We start from the raw sequence: 19,011 nt of genomic DNA, 5'->3' as shown, positions 1-19,011 counted from the left end.
CAGGGGCAGCAGCAGGGCCAGCCGCAGCGGCCGGGTCTGCTGCGCCGGCTGGCCCGGCCCACCCTGCGGTTGCGGCTCACCCTGCTGAACGGGATTCTGCTGGTCGCGGCCGGTGCGGTGCTGGTGGTGCTGGCCTGGCTGCTGGTCGACGAGTCGCTGCACCCGGCCGACGAGCTGCGGGCCGGTTCGACGGTGACGCTCAACGACGGCAGCGTCCGGGAGGCCCGCGCCTGGCAGACCCGGACCATCGACGCGGCCTCCGACCAGCTGCTGGTCAAGGGGCTGAGCGCGCTGGTGGCGATCGGCATCATCGGCATCGCCGGGGGATACCTGGTGACCCGGCGGGCGCTGCGGCCGCTGCACACGGTCACGCAGACCGCCCAGCGGCTCGGCGAGGAGACGCTGGACCAGCGGATCCGCTACGCGGGGGCGGACGACGAGGTGGCCGAGCTGGCCCGGACGTTCGACGCGATGCTGGACCGGCTGGCCGAGGCGTTCGAGTCGCAGAAACGGTTCGTCGCGAACGCCTCCCACGAGCTGCGGACCCCGCTCGCCGTGATGCGCACCGAGATCGACGTGACACTCAGCGACCCCGAGGCCGACCTCGCGGAGTACCGGCGGATGGCCCGGGTCGTCCGGGACGCCTCGGCCCGGGCCAACGGGCTGGTCGACGCGCTGCTGGTGCTCGCCCGCTCGGAGGCGCAGTCCGGCCGCCGGCTGGTCCGCAAGGTGCCGGCCGACCTGGCGACCAGCGCCTACAACGCGCTGTCGGCGGTCAAGGACGAGGCCGAGCGGATGCGGCTGGAGATCACCACCGATCTCGCGGCGGCGCCCGTGGTCGGCGACCCGAGCCTGCTGGACCGGCTGGCCGGCAACCTGATCGAGAACGCGATCCGCTACAACCACCTGCTCGGCCGGCTGTGGCTGCGCACCGCGTCGGTCGACGGGCAGGCCCGGCTGATCGTCGGCAACACCGGTCACGAGGTGGAGCAGGCCGAGGTGCCGGGGCTGTTCGAGCCGTTCCGCCGGGGCGGCTGGGAGCGGACCGGGTCACGAGGCTCCGGGCTGGGGCTCTCCATCGTGCGGGCGGTGTGCGACGCGCACGGCGGCACGGTCTCGGCGATCGCCCTGGCCGACGGCGGGCTGGAGGTCACGGTCTCGCTCCCGGCCGCGGCCACCACCCCGGTGGTGGCCGCGACCGCCAGCGTTCCGCGCGTGTAGGCCCCGGGGGCTTACTTGACCTGCTCCATCTGGGCGCGCAGCTTCGGGAACTCGGCCTTCGCCTTGCCGGCCGACGAGTAATACCACACCAGCATGCCGACGCTGCCGTCGTCGGACCAGACGCAGACGGCCAGGTCGATCCCGGACGTCTCGCTGTTGCCGCACTTGGCCGACCCGCCCAGCGACCCGGGGTCGACCTCGGCCACGTCGTCCACCGCGAGCCCGGTCAGGCTCATGTTGGTGAAGTTCTTGTCGAGCTCCAGCTGCGGGTTGGGGATCGGGGCGGCGACCGCGATCGCCATCACCATGTTCTTCTTCGCCGGGGAGCCGTAGAACGCGCCGAACGACTTCGTCGCCCCGGGGTAGGAGGTCAGCAGACCGTCCTCCATCGTCTCGGTGACGGCGTTGAACTCCTTGGTGTCCAGTTTCGCCCGGCCGCCGAGGGTCTTCGGCTCGACCACGGTGATGTCACCGGCCGGCGCGGCGGTGCTGCCGGTGGTGCTCTCGGTCCGGCTGCCCGTGGTCGGGTCCGCGTCGGCCGACGTGGTCGTCGCGTCCTTGCTGTCGTCGTGGGCCATGCCGATCACGACGAGGCCGCCGACGCAGAGCACCAGCACGATCGCGATCGAGACGAGCACGATCGGGAGCGTCCACTTCTTCTTCGGCGGCGCCGGGGGGATCGGGGCGAACTGCGGCTGCTGCGGGAAGACCGGCTGACCGTACGGCTGACCGTAGGGCTGCGGGGGCTGCTCGTAGGGCGACGGGGGCGCACCGTACGGCTGCTGGGGGTAACCGGCCGGCGGCTGCGGCGGGTAGCCCGGCGGCTGCGCCGGGTAACCGGGCTGCTGCCCGAACGCCGGGGGGAAGGGCTGGGTCGGTGGGAGCGCGGGGGCCGGATCGGGCCCGGGCACGTTGGGGTTCGGCGCGCCGGAGAAGGGCGGGCCCGAGTACGGGTCTTGCGACATCGACGGACTCCAGGATCAGGGGTAACGCGCCGCAGCCTATCCGCGCGGTGTGACAAAAAGCGACGCCCCCACCCGGATGACGGGCGGGGGCGTCGGGTGAATCACGCTCTAGGAACGGCGTACGTCCGCCAGGCCCGGCGGCAGGAAGCGCTTCCCGGTGACCTGCTCGGCGACCCCGCTGCGGTCCAGGTACGGCGTGATGCCGCCCAGATGGAACGGGTAACCGGCCCCGAGGATCATGCACAGGTCGATGTCCTGGGCCTCCGCGACCACACCCTCGTCGAGCATGATCCGGATCTCCTCGGCCAGCGCGGCGAGCGCCCTGGCCCGCACCTCGTCGCCGGTGAGCACGGTGTCACCGACCTCGAGCAGCTTGACCACCTCGGCGTTGATCTCGTCGTCGACCAGCAGCGGCAGGCCGGCGTCGACGATGCGCCTGAGGTTGGGGCTGTCCACGTACCGGTCCGGGAAGGCGCGGTGCAGCGTCTCACCGACGTGGTAGGCGACCGCCGGCCCGACCAGCTGCAGCAGCGCGATCGGGCGCATCGGCAGGCCCATCGGGTCGAACGCCTCGTTCACCACCTCCAGCGGGGTGCCGGCGTCGACCGCCTTGAACACCTCGCTGGTGAAGCGGGTCAGCACCCGGTTGACCACGAACGCCGGGGCGTCCTTGACCAGCACCGAGGACTTCTTCAGCTCCCGGCCGACCGCGAACGCGGTGGCCAGCGTGGCGTCGTCGGTCTTCTCGCCCCGGATGATCTCCAGCAGGGGGAGGACGGCGACCGGGTTGAAGAAGTGGAAGCCGACGACCCGCTCGGGGTGCTGCAGGTCGGCCGCCATCTCGGTGATCGACAGCGAGCTGGTGTTGGTGGCGAGGATCGCCTCCGGCTTGACGATTCCCTCGAACTCGGCCCAGATCTTCTTCTTGAGCTCGAGGTTCTCGAAGACCGCCTCGATCACGAAGTCGGCGTCGGCGAAGACCGACTTGTCGACCGAACCGCTGATCAGGCCGCGCAGCTTGGCCGCGGTGCCCTCGTCCAGGCGGCGCTTGCCGACCAGCTTGTCGATCTCGCCGGTCACGTAGGCGACACCCTTGTCGACGCGCTCCTGGTCCAGGTCGGTCAGCACGACCGGGACCTGCAGGCGGCGCAGGAAGAGCAGGGCCAGCTGGGACGCCATCAGGCCGGCGCCGACGATGCCGACCTTGGTGACCTTGCGGGCGAGCGACTTGTCCGGCACGCCGACCGGGCGCTTGGCCCGGCGCTGGACCAGGTCGAACGCGTACAGGCTGGCGCGGGCCTCGTCGCCCATGATCAGGTCGGCGAGAGCCTCGGTCTCGGCCGCGGTGCCGTCGGAGAACGACGCCTCCTTGGCCAGGGCCAGCAGCTCCAGCGCCTTGTTGGCCGACGGGACCGCGCCGTGCAGCTTCTCGTCCAGCTGGTTCTTGGCGAACCAGAGCACGCCGTCCCACATGTCCCGGTCGATCTCGGGACGCTCGACGGTCACGTCGCCCTTGACCACGCCGGCCGCCCAGGCCAGCGAGTCCTCCAGGAAGTCGGCCGCCTCGAACAGCGCGTCGGCGACACCCAGCTCCTTGGCCTGCTTCGGGCGCAGCGTCTTCTGGGTCAGCGGGTTCTGCAGGATCACCTGGGCCGCGCCGGGGATGCCGATCAGGTTCGGCAGCAGCTGGGAGCCGCCCCAGCCGGGGATCAGGCCGATCGCGACCTCGGGCAGGCCGAGCGCGGCCGCACCGGTCGACACCGTGCGGTAGTGGCAGTGCAGAGCGACCTCGAGGCCACCGCCGAGGGCCGCGCCGTTCACGAACGCGAACGTCGGGATCGTGCTGTCCTTCAGCCGCGCGAAGACCCGGTGACCCAGCTCGCCCAGCTCGACGGCCTGCTCGCGGGAGGCCAGCAGCGGCATGCCGGTGATGTCGGCGCCGACACAGAAGATGTACGGCTTGCCGGTGATCGCGATGAACGCCGGGTCCGCCGCGGTCGCCGCGGTGATCGCCTCGTCCAGCGACTTCAGGCCGGCCGGTCCGAAGCTGTTCGGCTTCTTGTGGTCGAAGCCGTTGTCCAGGGTGATCAGCGCGACCGGCTTGTCCAGCCCGGGAACCCGGACGGAACGCAGGAGGGCCTTGGTCACGACCTCGTTCGGGTTCTCGATCACTTGTCGAAGCCTTCCCAGTTCGGGTTCTCCCAGATCACGGTGCCGCCCATGCCGATACCGATGCACATCGCGTTGATGCCGTACCGCACCTCGGGGTGCTCGGCGAACTGCCGCGCCAGCTGCGTCATCAGCCGCACGCCGGAGGACGCGAGCGGGTGACCGATGGCGATCGCGCCGCCCCACGCGTTGACCCGCGGGTCGTCGTCGGCGATGCCGTAGTGGTCGAGCAGCGCCAGCACCTGCACCGCGAACGCCTCGTTCAGCTCGAACAGGCCGATGTCGTCGATGGTCAGGCCGGCCTTCTTCAGCGCCTTCTCGGTCGACGGGATCGGGCCGTAGCCCATGATCTCCGGCTCGACCCCGGCGTAGGCGAACGACACCAGCCGCATCGCCACCGGCAGGCCCAGCTCGCGGGCGGTCGCCTCGTCGGCCAGGATCGCCGCGGTGGCGCCGTCGTTGAGCCCGGCCGCGTTGCCGGCGGTGACCCGGCCGTGCGGGCGGAACGGGGTCTTCAGCGTGGCGAGCTTCTCCAGCGAGGTCTCGCGCGGCGCCTCGTCGACCGTGGCCAGGCCCCAGCCCAGCTCGGCGCTGCGAATGGCGACCGGGACCAGGTCCGGCTGGAGCTTGCCGTCGGCATACGCCTTCGCGGTCTTCAGCTGCGAGTTCAGCCCGAAGCGGTCGGTGCGCTCCTTGGTGATGTGCGGCAGCCGGTCGTGCAGGTTCTCCGCCGTCGAGCCCATGACCAGGGCGGACGGGTCGACCAGCTTCTCGGTGAGGATCCGCGGGTTCGGGTCGGCGCCCTCGCCCATCGGGTGCCGGCCCATGTGCTCGACCCCGCCGGCGATCGCCAGGTCGTAGGCCCCCATCGCGATACCACCGGCGACGTTGGTCACCGCGGTCATCGCGCCGGCGCACATCCGGTCCACCGCGTAGCCCGGGACCGTCTTGGGCAGCCCGGCCAGCAGCGCCGCGGTCCGGCCGATGGTCAGGCCCTGGTCGCCGGTCTGGGTGGTGGCCGCGATCGCGACCTCGTCCACCCGGTCCGTCGGGAGCTGGGGATTCCGCTTGATCAGCTCTCGGATGCAGCGGATCACCAGGTCGTCGGCGCGGGTCTCGGCATACATGCCGCCCGCTTTGCCGAACGGGGTGCGGACGCCGTCGACGAAGACGACCTCGCGTACTTCACGGGGCACAGCAAGCCTCCAATGCGGGCGTGAACCCAGAACGTGAGACGAATGCTACTCGTGGGTAACTAGCGGGTGCCAGAGCCTTGCCGAAATGTCACAGCGCGGTTTCGTCGTCGCTCAGAAGATCAAGGTCAAGGGCTTTTGGTCCCAGGTCCGCCGGGGTACCGACCGTCGCTCCCGCGGGGACCCTCCCGATCCGAGCAGGGCGCGGGGCGCCCAGAACGCTCAGACCGGAAGGGCGACGTCCGTGGGTGGTCGCGGTCGGACCGCAGCCACGGTTACGGCTCACCGGGTCTTCGCGAAACGCCGCCGGTGCCGAGTCAGCTGATTTGCCGCCGCGGCAAATCAACTGACTCCGCACCGATTACCAGACGTTTTGCGCGGAGCGAAGCGGAGCAAGCAGACCCGGCAAGCAGGCTATTCAGCCGGCAGGACGGCGGCGAGCTGGCCGGCGATCAGGCCGACCTGCCAGTTGCGGGCGCCGAAGCCCCGCAGCGTGTCGCTGACCGTCTGCGCGCTGATGTCGTCCGGCGGGGACCAGGCCAGGCGGCGGATGTAATCCGGGCTGATCAGGTTCTCCGGGGGCAGGCGGTGCGTCTCCGCGGTGCCCACCACCACGGCCCGGCAGCGGGCGAGCCGGGCCGCCGCGACCGGGTCGCGTTCGGCCCAGCGGTGCGGCGGAGGCGGCCCCTCCACCGGCTGGTTCACCGGCAGCGCGTCGTCCGGCAGCGCCCGGGCCTGGTCCAGCGCGTCCAGCCAGATCCGCGCGAGGCGGCGCACCGAACGGCCGCCGAACCCGGGGATGGCCAGCAGCGTGCGCTCGTCCTTCGGATCCGCCTCGGCCGCGGCCACGATCGCCGAGTCGGGCAGCACCCGGCCCGGCGCCGAGTCACGACGGGCGGCGACACTGTCCCGCGCGTACCAGAGCGCGCGCACCCGGGACTGGGCCCGCGCACCGCGCACCCGGTGGATGCCGGACGTGCGGCGCCACGGGTCGGCGCGGACCCGGGGCGGCCGGTCGGCACCGGCGACCAGCGCGGCGAACTCCTCCGCGGCCCAGGCCGCCTTGCCCTGCCGGTCCAGTTCGGCGGCGAGCAGGTCGCGCAGGTCGGTGAGCAGTTCCACGTCCAGCGCCGCGTACGTCAACCAGGAGTCCGGCAGCGGCCGGGTCGACCAGTCCGCCGCCGAGTGGTGCTTCTCCAGCGAGAAGCCGAGCAGGTTCTCGGTGAGTGCGGCCAGGCCGACCCGTTCGTACCCGGCCAGCCGCGCGGCCAGCTCGGTGTCGAACAGCCGGCGCGGCCGCATCCCCAGCTCGGCCAGGCACGGCAGGTCCTGGCTGGCGGCGTGCAGCACCCACTCGGCGTCGGCCAGGGCCGTGTCCAGGGTGCGCAGGTCGTCCAGGGGCAGCGGGTCGATCATCACGGTGCCGGCGCCGGCCCGGCGCAGTTGCACCAGGTAGGCGCGCTGGGTGTACCGGTAGCCGGAGGCGCGCTCGGCGTCCACGGCGACCGGGCCGGTGCCCGCGGCCATCCGGGCCACGATCTCGGCCAGCTCGGTGGCACTCTCCACGGGAGCAGGGGTGCCGTCGCGAGGTGCTGTCAGGGGAACAGCCTCGGAACCGCCAGAACTCGGGTCGGGCGGCACGTCGTGCGGTCCGTCCCCTGCTGGCTCTGGCGTGTCCCGACGGCGCAGGGGTGTTTCGTCGGTCACTCCGTAACCGTACGGGGGTTACACCCTCGCCGTGCGCAGCCGGGTCCCGGCGCGCCGATTTCTCGATCGACTTCCGGCCCGGTTCTCATATCTCACGCACAGCTTCCGGGTTCAACCATTGCGCGTTCCGGTCCGTATACCCGGGTGCCACGCCGAGACACCGGGAGGCCGTGCGGATGACCGCCACCTACGAGCCCTTCGTCCCCGCCGGCTCATCAGAGCCCGGCCGGGACCGTTACGCCGCGCGGCGGGAAGAGCACTACGACGATCGCTACCAGGACCGTTACGGCGATCAGCGGCCGGACCGTTACGGCGATCAAGGGCCGGACCGTTACGGCGACCAGCGGCAGGACGACGGTTACCGTCAGGCGGAGGATCCCTGGGCGGCCCCGCAGCAGCCGGCCTGGGCGCAGCCGCAGCCGGCGTGGCAGGAACCGGAACCGGCTCCGAGCTGGGCCGAGCAGCCGCAGGCGACCTGGTCCGCCCCGGCCTACGTACCGCCGGCCTACGAGGCTCCGGCCCCGCAGCCGGCTTCCCGCGCCGCCGGGCTCTCCGGCCGCACCAAGCCGATCGTCTTCGGACTGGTCGCGGTCCTGCTCGCCGTCGTCGGCTGGCAGGCCTACCGGATCGAGTCGGTGATCAGCGCCAACGACGCGCTGACCTCGGCCGAGAAGGACCGCAACGCCGAACTGGAGAAGGCGCTCACCAACGTCTTCGACCCGGAGGCCATCTCGACCGCGTCGCTGCCCAGCGTCTTCCGGGTCCGGGCGGGCGACTTCACCGGCACCGCGTTCTCGGTCGGGACCAAGGCCGCGAACGGCACCGCCAACCTGTTCACCAACTTCCACGTCGTCGAGTCGATCTTCAAGGCCGGCAACAAGTCGGTCACGCTCGAACGCGGGAACACGAAGATCAACGCGACGATCGTCAAGGTCGACGAGGACAAGGACCTCGCGCTCCTCGTCGCCAAGAAGACGATCAAGCCGCTCGCGGTCTTCACCGGCACGGTCAAACCCGGTCAGCCGGTGGTCGTGGTCGGCGCGCCGCTCGGCCTCGACGACACCGTCACGCAGGGTGTGATCAGCGCGTACCGGCAGGACGACGACGGCCCGACGATCCAGTTCGACGCGCCGATCAACCCCGGCAACTCGGGCGGCCCGGTCGTCAACGCCGGCAAGCAGGTGGTCGCGCTCGCCACGGCCAAGGCCCGTGACGCCGAGGGCATCGGCCTCGGCATCGACATCAAGACGGCCTGCGACACGTTCAAGGTCTGCTAGCTCATACCGCCCGGCCCGACAGCCCCGCGCGACCCCTCGCGCGGGGCTCGCCCGTCTCGTGGCCCTGGGGTACGCGAGCCCCGCCGCTGGTCGCCCTCCCGGCCGCGCCTCCGGCCCCGGGCCGATTCGGGGCGGCTTGCGCTCGGCGGGCGGGGGACCGGACCGCGCGGATGGTCGCCGGGCGGGCCGGCACCGGGATCGGGTCGCGGGCCTGGACCAGGGCGGGTGGGTGCGGTCGGGGCGTTGCCCGGGCGTACTGCGGCCAGGGAGAACGAGGGAAAGGGCTCGGCCGGCGGCAGCGTGCCTGGTTCTTCAGGAGGCCGGGGCGCGGTGGCGGTCGGTGAGCGAGGAGACGCCGGGCGGGGGCAGGCCGGCCGTGGAGGCGAGCATGGCGCACCAGCCGCGCAGGTGGGCGGCGAAGTCGTCGGAGGTCGGGGTCCAGGAGGCGCGGACCTCGAGGTCGGCGGTGGGGGCCGGACCGGCGAGCTCGCCGAAGCGGGTGGAGGCGGTCTCGGTGACCGTGCCGCCGATCGCCGTGTAGGACGCCGAGAACTGTTCCAGCGCGTCGGTCAGCCAGGTCCAGGCGACCGCGGGGAGCAGCGGGTCGGTGGCCAGGTCGGGTTCGAGCTCGGCGGTGACCAGGGTGACGAGTCGCAGGTCGCCGCGCCACTGGTCGTGGCCGGCCGGGTCGTGCAGGAGGATGAGGCGCCCGCTGGCGACCTCGTCACCGGAGCGCAGGACGGTGGCGCTGAGCGCGAACGAGTACGGCGCGAGCCGCTGCGGCGCGGCGATCTCCTCGAGCAGGATCTCGGGCCGTGGCGAATCCGCGCGCAACGCGGCCACCGCTCGGGTGAACGCCTCGGGAACAGCGGAGGGGGACGCCATGGGGGAAGAGTATGCCGATCTACGCCCCGGCTGCCTTCGCCGCGCCGCCGGGGCTTCCTCACTCACGTGGCACGATGACCCGGTGACCGTTCTCGAAGATTCCGCTTTCGTCCGTGCCTGTCGGGGTTTGCCCGGTTCGCACACTCCGGTCTGGTTCATGCGGCAGGCCGGGCGCTCGCTGCCGGAGTATCGGAAGATCCGCGAGGGGATCCCGATGCTGGAGTCGTGCCGCCGGCCGGAACTGGTCACCGAGATCACCCTGCAGCCGGTCCGCCGGCACAACGTGGACGCGGCGATCCTCTACAGCGACATCGTCGTGCCGATCGCGGCGGCCGGCATCGACCTGGACATCGTGCCCGGCACCGGCCCGGTCGTCGGCACGCCGGTGCGCACCGCGAAGGATCTGGAGCGGCTGCGGCCGATCACCGCGGACGACGTGGACTACGTCGCCGAGTCGGTGCGGCTGCTCGTCGCCGAGCTCGGCGCCACCCCGCTGATCGGCTTCGCCGGGGCGCCGTTCACGCTGGCCAGCTACCTGATCGAGGGCGGTCCGTCGAGGACCTACCTCAAGACCAAGGCGATGATGTACGGCGAGCCGGAGCTCTGGGACGCCCTGATGTCCCGCCTCGCCGGCATCACGCTGTCGTTCCTGCGGACGCAGATCGACGCCGGGGTCAGCGCGGTGCAGCTCTTCGACTCGTGGGCCGGCGCGCTCTCCGAGGCCGACTACCGGCGCCACGTCATGCCGTACTCCGCGGATGTGCTGCGCGGCCTGCTCGACGCCGGCGTGCCGCGGATCCACTTCGGGGTGGGTACGGCCGTGCTGCTGGAGGCGATGGGCGAGGCCGGCGCGGACGTCGTCGGCGTCGACTGGCGCACCCCGCTGGACGTGGCGACCAAGCGCATCGGCCCGGACCGCGCCGTGCAGGGCAACCTGGACCCGGCGATCCTGTTCGCCGGGTGGGACGTGGTCGAGCGTGAGGCCCGGCGGGTGCTGGAGCAGGGCCGGTCCGCGCCGGGGCACGTGTTCAACCTCGGTCACGGCGTGATGCCGGAAACCGACCCGGACGTCCTGACGCGACTGACCGCCCTGGTGCACGAAGTCACTGGATAACCGGGCCTGCCCCTCCGCCCGGCGGCGTTTCGCCCCGGACGGTCGGCGTCGAGGGCACTGAGGACGACCACGCTTCGCTTGGCATTCTCGGCGCCTGTCGACGCCGACGGGCGAAATGCGCTCCGGCCGCGTTGGCCCCCGAGCGGGGCCAGGACAGGCGAGTGACTTCCGGCCCTGGGCGGCCCGGGCGGCATCACACATGCTGACCCCCGCTGGGCGAGCGGCGGTGCGGCCTGGGAGGGTGGAGAGCGTGCGGAAGCGGATCGCGGTCATCGGTGGAGGCATCGCCGGCCTTGCGGCTGCGGTGCGCCTGCGAGATGTGACACCCGCGGACACCGAGATCATCGTGTACGAGCAGGGCGGCGCCCTCGGCGGCAAACTGCGCACCGGCGAGCTGGCCGGGGTGACGGTCGAGCGCGGCGCCGAGTCGTTCCTGAACGGTGCTCCCGACGGCGGCGAGTCCGCGGCGGTGACGTTCGTCCGCCGGGTCGGCCTCGGTGACGCGCTGGTGCACCCGGCCGCCCAGCCGGCCGCGCTGGCGATCGGCGGGAAACTCGCGCGGGTCCCGGCCGGCACCCTGGTCGGCGTCCCCGGCGACCTGTCGGCGCTGGACGGCGTGGCCTTCCCCGACGAGGATGCGGACGCCGACGACGGCCGTCCGCTGCTCGCCCCGGGTGCGGACGTCGCGGTCGGCGAGCTGGTCCGCGCCCGCTACGGCGCGGAGGTGGTGGACCGGCTGGTCGACCCGATGCTCGGTGGCGTCTACGCCGGGCGGGCCGACCGGTTGTCGCTGCGCGCCACGATGCCGCAGCTCGCCCGCACCGCCGAGACCGAGCACACGCTGCGCGGGGCGGTCCGGGCCGCTCAGGCGCTGAGCAGACGTACCCCGGGCCGGCCTGTTTTCGCGGCCGTCGACGGCGGGATGAGCCGGCTGATCGGGGCGGCGGCGACCGCGGCCCGCGCCCGGATCAGCCTCGGGCTGCCGGTGCGGGAGATCGTGCGGGCCGGGGACCGCTGGCACCTCGTGCTCGGCCCCGCCCCCGAGCCGCAGGCCGACGACGTCGACGCCGTGATCCTGGCCGTCCCGGCGAAACCGGCGGCCCGGCTCCTGACCGCGGTCGCGCCCGAGGCCGCCGCCGCGATCGGCCAGTTGGAGTATGCGAGCGTCGCCCTCGCCGGCCTGGCCCTCCCGCCCGGCACCACGCTGCCCGAGCTGTCCGGCTTCCTGGTCCCGCCGGGCGAGGGCACCCTGGTCAAGGCGGCCACGTTCTTCACCCGCAAATGGCCGCACCTGGCCGGGCCGGAATCGCCGGTGATCGTACGGGCGTCGCTCGGCCGGGCCGGTGAGGAGGACCGGTTGCAGCTCAGCGACCAGGCCCTGCTCGAGATCGCGCACCGGGAGCTGAGCGAGCTGGCCGGCGTGGACCTGCCGGAGCCTGTCGAGTCGTGGATCCAGCGCTGGGGAGGCGGCCTCCCGCAGTACGCGCCGGGCCACCCCGACCGGGTCCGGGCCGTGCGTGAGGCGCTGCCGCCGGGCCTGGCCGTGGCCGGGGCGGCGCTCGACGGCGTGGGCATCCCGGTGTGTGTGGCCAGTGGCGGGGCGGCGGCCGACGATGTGAGCATTTACCTGGAGGCAAGTGCATGAGTGAGCAGACGAACGCGGCTCGGATCAACGAGTTGAACGCCACGATCCGGTACACGATGTGGTCGGTCTTCCGGGCGTCCAGCCCGCTGCCGGCGCTGCGCGACGAACTGGCCGGCGAGGTCGACACGCTCTTCGAGCAGCTCGCGGCGAAGGATGTGACGATCCGCGGCACGTACGACCTGTCCGGCCTGCGCGCCGACGCGGACCTGATGATCTGGTGGCACTCCAGCGACTCGGACGCGCTGCAGGAGGCGTACTCGCTGTTCCGCCGCACCGCGCTGGGCCGCCACCTGACCCCGGTCTGGTCGCAGATGGCGCTGCACCGGCCGGCCGAGTTCAACAAGAGCCACCTGCCGGCGTTCCTGGCCGGGGAGGAGGCGCGGCCGTACATCTGCGTCTACCCGTTCGTCCGCTCCTACGAGTGGTACCTGCTGCCCGACGCCGAGCGCCGCGACATGCTCGCCGAGCACGGCCGCCAGGCCCGCGGCTACCCGGACGTGCGGGCCAACACGGTCGCGTCGTTCGCGCTGGGCGACTACGAGTGGATGCTCGCGTTCGAGGCCGACGAACTGCACCGCATCGTCGACCTGATGCGCGACCTGCGGGCCTCCCGGGCGCGCCGGCACGTCCGCGAGGAAGTGCCGTTCTACACCGGCCGCCGCCGCTCGGTGACCGAAATCGCCGCTTCTCTCCCCTGATCACCTGAAGATCAACTTCAAGATCTTCAGGTCCTGGGTCCGCTGTGGTCCGGACCGCCGCTCCCGCGGGGACCCTTCCGGTCCTCGCAGGGCCGTGGCCGGCCCAGGACGCGAGGCCCGCAAGGGCGACGTCCGTGGGTGGTCGCGGTCAGGGCGACAAACCCGTCCACGGCTCCCGCCCCGGCACTGGTCCCGTCCCGGCTTCCGTTCTGGCTTCCGTTCCGGCTCCGGTCCCGTCACAGCCGCCCGTCGAGCGGCTGGTGGGGCCGGAGAGCCCGGCCCGTCGAGCGGCTGGCGCGGGCCGCGGAGTCCCGCTTGCGGCCGGGTCTGGTGCGGCGGCGGGCTCGCGGGGTGTTCTCGGGGCGCGCTGCGGCCGGGACCACCTGGGTGGTCGCGGACTTTCGGACGGCGGGCGGCTCACGGGCGTACGGGAAAAGGGTGTTCGGTCAGATTTTCCGGGTCATGGGGGTGTGGGGGATGCCGTCCTCGACGAACTCCGGGCCGGAGGGGACGAAACCGAACTTCGCGTAGAAGTCGACCAGGTATGACTGGGCGTCGAGAACCGCCGGGCGATGGCCGATGATCTCCAGCGCGTGGGTCATGAGGCGGCCGGCCAGTCCGGAGCCGCGGGCCGACTTGGCGGTGACGACCCGACCGATGCGTTCCGTCCCATGGTCATCGAGAATCCGCAGATAGGCCCGAATCTCCCGATCGCGGGAGAACCATAGGTGTCGGGTACCGGGTTCGGTGTCGCGGCCGTCCAGGTCGGGGTAGGCGCATTCCTGCTCCACCACGAACACGTCGCTCCGTAGTCGCAGGATGTCGTAGAGCGTGGCGGCGGTCAGGTCGCGGAACGAGGCCGCGCGGAACTCGTCGTGCTGCTCAGGGTGCATCGGGACAGCGTAGAGCGGCGCGTCGTCACCGCGTTGCCGGTCCCGCTGTTGTAGTGATGGGGCTACGGCCTGTGGAGGACGCCATGATCAAGCGCAGCAAACTGTTCGGCAACAAGACGCGGGTGACCTTCACCCTCCCGGCGGACGAGCCGTCCGGGGTGGTGAGCGTGGTCGGCACCTTCAACGACTGGCAGCCGGGCAAACATGAGCTGCAGGTACGCCGCAACGGCACCCGGACGGTGAGTGTCCCGCTCGACCCGGGGGAGTACCAGTTCCGGTACCTGGCCACCGGTGGTGTCTGGTTCGACGACCCGGAGGGCAGTGAACTCCGCCTATAAACGTTTCCCGGACCCGTCGCGGGGGATTTGCTGGTGCTGGCAATATCCTCTGACGAAGGGCACATCGTGGCAGACGTCAAGCTGGCGATCATCTACTACTCGGCTACCGGCACCGTGCACAAGATGGCGCAGAGGTTGCAGGAGTCGGCCGAGAAAGCCGGCGCCGAGGTACGCCTGCGGCAGGTGACCGAGCTGGCCCCGGCCGAGGCGATCGCGTCGAACGCGGCGTGGAGCCAGCACTTCGACACCACCAAGGACGAGCCGCGGGCGACCGCGGACGACGTGGTGTGGGCGGACGCGGTGCTGTTCGGCACACCGACCCGGTACGGCAACGTGACCAGCCAGCTCAAGCAGTTCATCGACACGCTCGGCCCGCAGTGGGCGCAGGGGCAGCTGGCGAACAAGGCGTACGCCGGGTTCACCGCGTCGATGACCGAGCACGGCGGGCAGGAGTCGACGCTGCTGGCGCTCTACAACACGATCTATCACTTCGGTGGCGTGGTCGTGGCGCCCGGTTACACGGATCCGCTGAAGTTCGCCGACGGCAACCCCTATGGCGTCTCTCACGTCACCGGCGGGTCGAACGACGCGCCGCTCACGGACGTGCAGTTCGCCGCCCTCGATCACCTCGCGCGCCGCATCGTGCAGATCGGCGGCAAGCTCCGGGCCTGATAAAAAGGGGGCCATGGCCGTCGACACGCAGTACGAAGATCTTCTCCGGCGGGTGCTGGAGACCGGGACGCCGAAGGGCGATCGGACCGGGACCGGCACCCGCAGCCTCTTCGGCGAGCGCCTGCGCTACGACCTGTCCGAGGGCTTCCCGCTGGTCACGACGAAGCGGGTGCATTTCAAGTCGATCGCGGTGGAGCTGCTCTGGTTCCTGCGCGGGGAGACGAACGTGCAGTGGCTGCGGGACCAGGGCGTGACGATCTGGGACGAATGGGCCGCGCCTGACGGTTCACTCGGCCCGGTCTACGGATACCAGTGGCGATCGTGGCCCACCCCGGACGGTCACGTGGACCAGATTGCCGACCTGCTCGACACGTTGCGGAAAAATCCGGACTCGCGCCGCATGATCGTCTCGGCGTGGAACGTGGGACAACTGGACGAGATGGCGCTCATGCCGTGCCACGCGATGTTCCAGTTCTACGTCGCCGACGGCAGGCTGAGCTGCCAGCTCTACCAGCGCAGCGCCGACCTGTTCCTCGGCGTGCCGTTCAACATCGCGTCGTACGCGCTGCTCACCCGCATGATCGCCGACCAGGTCGGGCTGATCCCGGGCGACTTCATCTGGGTCGGCGGCGACTGCCACATCTACGACAACCACGTCGAGCAGGTGACCGAGCAGCTGAGCCGGGAGGCGTACCCGTTCCCGGCCCTGCAGATCGCGCCGAAGCCGAGCCTCTTCGACTACGAGTTCGCGGACTTCACGGTGGTCGACTACAAGCACCATCCGGCGATCAAGGCGCCCGTCGCGGTATGAGCGTGCATCTGATCTGGGCGCAGGCGCACCGCCGGGTGATCGGCGCCGCGGGCGACATCCCGTGGCACGTGCCCGGCGAACAGGCGATCTTCAAGGAACGGACCCGGGGCGCGACCGTGGTGATGGGGCGCGCCACCTGGGACTCCCTGCCGCGCCGGCCGTTGCCCGGGCGCCGGAACGTGGTGCTCACCCGGGACGCTTCGTGGACGGCGGACGGGGCTGAGGCCGTACCGAATCCGGATCTGATCGTCGAAGACGATTTCTGGGTCATCGGAGGCGCGGCGATCTACGCAGCTTTCCTGCCGGTCGCGGACCACATCGTGCGCACGACGATCGATCTGGACGTGGAGGGCGACACCTACGCCCCCGAGCTGGGCCCGGAGTGGAAGGTGACCGCCTCCACCGGGTGGATCACCGCGTCGAACGGGATCCGTTACGTGGTCGAGGACCTATCGCGGGTCTAGCTTGATCGACAGGCTGTTCACGCAGTGCCGCGTGTTCTTGGCGGTGAAGCCCTCACCCCGGAACACGTGGCCCAGGTGCCCGTCGCAGCGAGCGCACCGGATCTCCACCCGCACCATCCCGTGCGTGCGGTCCTCGATCTCCTTGACCGCGCCCGGGATGGCGTCGTCGAACGACGGCCACCCGCAGTGCGAGTCGAACTTCGTCGAGCTCGGGTAGAGCTCGGCGCCGCAGCCGCGGCAGTGATACATCCCCTCGGTCTTGGTGTCGACATACTCCCCGCTCCAGGGGGCCTCGGTGCCGGCCTCGCGGAGCACCCGGAACTCGGCCGGGTTGAGCCGGACCCGCCACTCGTCCTCGGTGGTGGGCAGGGTGGTCTCTTCAATCGCCATGCCGTCAAAGGTACGTCGCACCACCGGTGCGGCGGCGTTTGCGCCGAAGCCGTTGAGCCGTCTATGGACGCCGCATCTCCCACGTTCCGGCCGACCTTCCAGCAGGCATTCGGCCACGGCCTGTACCTCGGTGCGCTGAGCGCCGTGGCGAGCGTCACGACGGGGGTGATCGCGACCGTTCTGTGGGCCGGTGCGGTGAGCCTGCCGGGCTGGTCGTGGGCGGTGCTGGTGCTGGCGCCGCTGATGCTCGGGATCGCGATGGGGATCATGACCGGGCGGCGGACCGGGGTCGAGGTCGGGAACCGCGAGATCCGTACGTCCTCGTTGCTCGGCGAGGGCGAGGTGCCGTGGAACCAGGTGGTGGACCTGCGCGCCGAGCGCCGCGGCCGGCGCAACGTCGTCTCGGTCTACCTCGACTCCGGCGCGAGTGTGCAGCTCACGGCGCCGTACAGCGGGGGACTCTTCGCCGCTGACCCGCAGTTCGAGCTCAAGGTGTTTGCTCTGTCTCATTTGTGGCGTAGTCACCGATTCGGTGGACTTCCGGGGTGATGACGCGCCGAAGATCCTTTTCCGGTAAAACCGGCATTTCCGGTTAAGCTCGCGTGAGACGATGCAAATGTACCTAATAGCAACAGAACGGATACTCCTCATGAGCTTAGTTCGTCGGCTGGCCCTGGGTCTCCCCGCGGCCGGTGTCACCGTCTTCGCTGCGCTCGCCGTCTCCTGGCCGGCTCTCGCCACCGGTGCTGCCCCGGCCGCCACCGGCGTGGCCCCGGCCGCCTACCCGGCCGTGACCGCCAGCCCGGACCGGGGCAGTGCCGGCTACGGGGCCGAGCAGCCGGCCACCACGGCACCGACCGCGACCGTCGTCGTGACCACGCCGCCCGCCGCGACCACCGCGCCGACGACCACCGCAGTGGCCACCACCGCGCCGGCCGCCACCACCGCAGCGGCTACCACCGCGCCGGCCGCCACCACCGCGCCTGCTGCTGCGTCGCCGGCCGTTTCGGTGGCCGCTACGGGCGGGGCTGCGGCCGGCCCGGACACCGTGGGTGGCACCCGTGGCCACGCCGGCTACGGCGGCGTGTCGCCGACCACCGGGAGCAGCGTGTCGCCGACCACCGGGACGAGCGTGTCGCCGACCGGCGGAGCGCAGTCCGTGCCCGGTGGTGGCGTCGACCACGAGACCGTCCCGTCGCCGACGTCGAGCAAGTCGGTCACCGTCAAGGGCGGCGTCAGCTCCGGCTCGCTGCCGTTGACCGGCCGGCCCGTCGGTGCCACGATCGCGGTCGGGGTGCTCCTGGTGGCCGGTGGCGTGGGCGCGCTCTGGTCCACCCGCACCCGGAAGACAGCCTGACCCGCCTTGATTCACACTGTGTCCGATTTGCGAGGGTCACCCGGCTTTGTCGGGTGACCCTCACCTTGTGCGTGGCATAGGGTCGGTACATGCCGAAAGCCGCTGCGGAAGAGCACCAGATCGCCGGCCACACCGTGCGCCTGAGCAGCCCCGACAAGGTCGTCTTCGCCGAACGCGGCTACACCAAACGGGACGTCTTCGAGTACTACCGATCGGTCGGCGACGGCATCCTCCGCGCCCTGCGGGACCGGCCGACCACCCTGCAACGCTTCCCCGACGGTCTCGACGGCGAGGCGTTCTTCCAGAAGCGCATCCCGACCCGCGGCGTCCCCGACTGGATCCACACGGCAAAAATCACATTCCCCAGTTCCCGTACGGCCGATGAGCTCTGCGTCGCCGACCTGGCGCACGTCGCATGGGCCGCCCAGATGGGTACCGTGGTGTTCCACCCGTGGCCGGTCCGCGGAGCCGAGCCCGACCACCCCGACGAATTGCGCATCGACCTCGACCCGCAGCCCGGCCTCACGTTCACCGACGTGACCGCCGCAGCCGGTGTCGTGCACGAAGTGCTCGACGAACTGGGCTGGGTCGGCTACCCGAAGACGTCCGGCGGGCGAGGCGTGCACATCTACGTGCGGATCGCCCCACGGTGGGACTTCGTGCAGGTCCGGCGGGCCGCGATCGCGCTCGCCCGCGAAGTGGAACGGCGCAACCCGGGCGGGATCACCACCGCCTGGTGGAAAGAAGAACGCGGACAGAAAGTGTTCCTCGACTTCAACCAGATGGCCCGCGACCGGACGATCGCCTGCGCCTACTCGCTGCGCGCCAACCAGCGGGCCACCGTGTCGACGCCGATCACCTGGGACGAACTGGGTCAGGTCGAACCGGACGACTTCGACCTGCGGACCGTCCCCGAACGCATCGCGAAGCTCGGCGATCCGCACGCGGCGATCGACGACGTGGCGCATGACCTGACGGTGCTGCTGGAATGGGTGGAGCGGGATGAACGGGACGGGCTGGGGGACATGCCTTATCCGCCGGACCATCCGAAGATGCCGGGGGAGCCGCCTCGGGTCCAGCCCAGCAAGATGAACCGGGCCAACTGGGAGCCCGGCTCCTAGGCCGTGTTTCGTAGGGCGCCGATGTTGCGGCGTGGCGGTGATCGATAACTGAAGAGGTCTCCGGTATTTGGTTCAAGCGACCAAGCCAGAA

The 19,011-nt window shown here is 71.3% G+C and carries 19 protein-coding genes; 12 read left to right on the top strand and 7 right to left on the bottom strand.

The genetic code is table 11. The annotated features are described in order from the left end of the window. The first annotated feature begins 36 nt into the window (after nucleotides 1–36). Nucleotides 37–1,221, top strand: a complete 1,185-nt coding sequence (locus ACH442_RS07450) for a sensor histidine kinase (RefSeq protein WP_396337587.1) — start codon at nucleotides 37–39, stop codon at nucleotides 1,219–1,221. An 11-nt stretch (nucleotides 1,222–1,232) separates the two neighbouring features. Here the strand turns inward: ACH442_RS07450 and ACH442_RS07445 are convergent, their stop codons facing one another. From ACH442_RS07445 to ACH442_RS07430, 4 genes are all read right to left on the bottom strand, one after another. Then, entirely contained in the window at nucleotides 1,233–2,186 is a 954-nt protein-coding gene (locus tag ACH442_RS07445) for a hypothetical protein (RefSeq protein ID WP_396337104.1), read from the bottom strand. Between the two features lie 108 nt (nucleotides 2,187–2,294). Further along, a complete protein-coding gene (locus ACH442_RS07440; RefSeq protein WP_396337103.1) occupies nucleotides 2,295–4,358 on the bottom strand; it encodes a 3-hydroxyacyl-CoA dehydrogenase NAD-binding domain-containing protein in 2,064 nt (687 codons plus the stop codon). Next, complete coding sequence (locus tag ACH442_RS07435; RefSeq protein ID WP_396337102.1) at nucleotides 4,355–5,551, bottom strand: thiolase family protein; 1,197 nt, start codon at nucleotides 5,549–5,551, stop codon at nucleotides 4,355–4,357. The genes ACH442_RS07440 and ACH442_RS07435 overlap by 4 nt, the downstream gene beginning before the upstream one ends. Before the next feature lie 411 nt (nucleotides 5,552–5,962). Next, complete coding sequence (locus tag ACH442_RS07430) at nucleotides 5,963–7,255, bottom strand: HRDC domain-containing protein (RefSeq protein ID WP_396337101.1); 1,293 nt, start codon at nucleotides 7,253–7,255, stop codon at nucleotides 5,963–5,965. A 176-nt stretch (nucleotides 7,256–7,431) separates the two neighbouring features. Here ACH442_RS07430 and ACH442_RS07425 point away from each other — a divergent pair, with 176 nt between their 5' ends. Beyond that, nucleotides 7,432–8,532, top strand: a complete 1,101-nt coding sequence (locus ACH442_RS07425) for a trypsin-like peptidase domain-containing protein (protein ID WP_396337100.1) — start codon at nucleotides 7,432–7,434, stop codon at nucleotides 8,530–8,532. A gap of 312 nt (nucleotides 8,533–8,844) precedes the next feature. Here ACH442_RS07425 and ACH442_RS07420 read toward each other — a convergent pair whose 3' ends face one another. Next, nucleotides 8,845–9,417, bottom strand: a complete 573-nt coding sequence (locus ACH442_RS07420) for a DUF3000 domain-containing protein (RefSeq protein WP_396337099.1) — start codon at nucleotides 9,415–9,417, stop codon at nucleotides 8,845–8,847. 82 nt (nucleotides 9,418–9,499) lie between these two features. Here ACH442_RS07420 and hemE point away from each other — a divergent pair, with 82 nt between their 5' ends. The 3 genes from hemE to hemQ all read left to right on the top strand — a co-directional run bounded on the left by hemE (nucleotide 9,500) and on the right by hemQ (nucleotide 12,874). Further along, the gene (gene hemE, locus ACH442_RS07415; RefSeq protein ID WP_396337098.1) at nucleotides 9,500–10,531 is read left to right on the top strand and encodes a uroporphyrinogen decarboxylase; all 1,032 of its coding nucleotides are present in this window, start codon (nucleotides 9,500–9,502) and stop codon (nucleotides 10,529–10,531) included. Nucleotides 10,532–10,730: 199 nt separating this feature from the next. Continuing rightward, nucleotides 10,731–12,176 (top strand): protoporphyrinogen oxidase, encoded by a 1,446-nt coding sequence (gene hemG, locus ACH442_RS07410; RefSeq protein ID WP_396337097.1) that lies wholly within the window; start codon nucleotides 10,731–10,733, stop codon nucleotides 12,174–12,176. After that, complete coding sequence (hemQ, locus tag ACH442_RS07405; RefSeq protein ID WP_396337096.1) at nucleotides 12,173–12,874, top strand: hydrogen peroxide-dependent heme synthase; 702 nt, start codon at nucleotides 12,173–12,175, stop codon at nucleotides 12,872–12,874. Before hemG ends, hemQ begins: the two co-directional genes overlap by 4 nt. A gap of 446 nt (nucleotides 12,875–13,320) precedes the next feature. Here hemQ and ACH442_RS07400 read toward each other — a convergent pair whose 3' ends face one another. After that, nucleotides 13,321–13,767: a GNAT family N-acetyltransferase gene (locus ACH442_RS07400; protein ID WP_396337095.1), complete on the bottom strand. Its 447-nt coding sequence runs from the start codon at nucleotides 13,765–13,767 to the stop codon at nucleotides 13,321–13,323. Nucleotides 13,768–13,850: 83 nt separating this feature from the next. Between ACH442_RS07400 and ACH442_RS07395 the strand changes: the two genes are divergently transcribed. From ACH442_RS07395 to ACH442_RS07380, 4 genes are all read left to right on the top strand, one after another. After that, nucleotides 13,851–14,105 carry an isoamylase early set domain-containing protein gene (locus tag ACH442_RS07395; protein WP_396337094.1) on the top strand — a complete coding sequence of 85 codons (255 nt, stop codon included), beginning with the start codon at nucleotides 13,851–13,853 and terminating at the stop codon, nucleotides 14,103–14,105. Between the two features lie 63 nt (nucleotides 14,106–14,168). Beyond that, nucleotides 14,169–14,777, top strand: a complete 609-nt coding sequence (wrbA, locus tag ACH442_RS07390; protein WP_396337586.1) for an NAD(P)H:quinone oxidoreductase — start codon at nucleotides 14,169–14,171, stop codon at nucleotides 14,775–14,777. 13 nt (nucleotides 14,778–14,790) lie between these two features. Beyond that, nucleotides 14,791–15,588 (top strand): thymidylate synthase, encoded by a 798-nt coding sequence (locus ACH442_RS07385; RefSeq protein ID WP_396337093.1) that lies wholly within the window; start codon nucleotides 14,791–14,793, stop codon nucleotides 15,586–15,588. Further along, nucleotides 15,585–16,052 (top strand): dihydrofolate reductase, encoded by a 468-nt coding sequence (locus tag ACH442_RS07380; protein WP_396337092.1) that lies wholly within the window; start codon nucleotides 15,585–15,587, stop codon nucleotides 16,050–16,052. The genes ACH442_RS07385 and ACH442_RS07380 overlap by 4 nt, the downstream gene beginning before the upstream one ends. On the opposite strand, the gene msrB is transcribed toward ACH442_RS07380, so the two are convergent. Then, nucleotides 16,038–16,442: a peptide-methionine (R)-S-oxide reductase MsrB gene (msrB, locus tag ACH442_RS07375; RefSeq protein WP_396337091.1), complete on the bottom strand. Its 405-nt coding sequence runs from the start codon at nucleotides 16,440–16,442 to the stop codon at nucleotides 16,038–16,040. The genes ACH442_RS07380 and msrB overlap by 15 nt on opposite strands. Before the next feature lie 63 nt (nucleotides 16,443–16,505). Here msrB and ACH442_RS07370 point away from each other — a divergent pair, with 63 nt between their 5' ends. The 3 genes from ACH442_RS07370 to ligD all read left to right on the top strand — a co-directional run bounded on the left by ACH442_RS07370 (nucleotide 16,506) and on the right by ligD (nucleotide 18,920). After that, the gene (locus tag ACH442_RS07370; protein WP_396337090.1) at nucleotides 16,506–16,991 is read left to right on the top strand and encodes a hypothetical protein; all 486 of its coding nucleotides are present in this window, start codon (nucleotides 16,506–16,508) and stop codon (nucleotides 16,989–16,991) included. Nucleotides 16,992–17,091: 100 nt separating this feature from the next. Next, on the top strand, nucleotides 17,092–17,799 hold the full coding sequence (locus ACH442_RS07365; protein WP_396337089.1) for a hypothetical protein: 708 nt from the start codon (nucleotides 17,092–17,094) through the stop codon (nucleotides 17,797–17,799). A gap of 89 nt (nucleotides 17,800–17,888) precedes the next feature. Further along, entirely contained in the window at nucleotides 17,889–18,920 is a 1,032-nt protein-coding gene (gene ligD / locus ACH442_RS07360) for a non-homologous end-joining DNA ligase (protein WP_396337088.1), read from the top strand. The last annotated feature ends 91 nt before the right edge of the window (nucleotides 18,921–19,011 follow it).

The sequence above is a fragment of the Actinoplanes sp. NPDC020271 genome (genome assembly GCF_044388125.1).
GTDB lineage: Bacteria > Actinomycetota > Actinomycetes > Mycobacteriales > Micromonosporaceae > Actinoplanes.
Note: the sequence above shows the minus strand (reverse complement) of the source record. Positions and strands in the feature narration are given on the sequence as shown.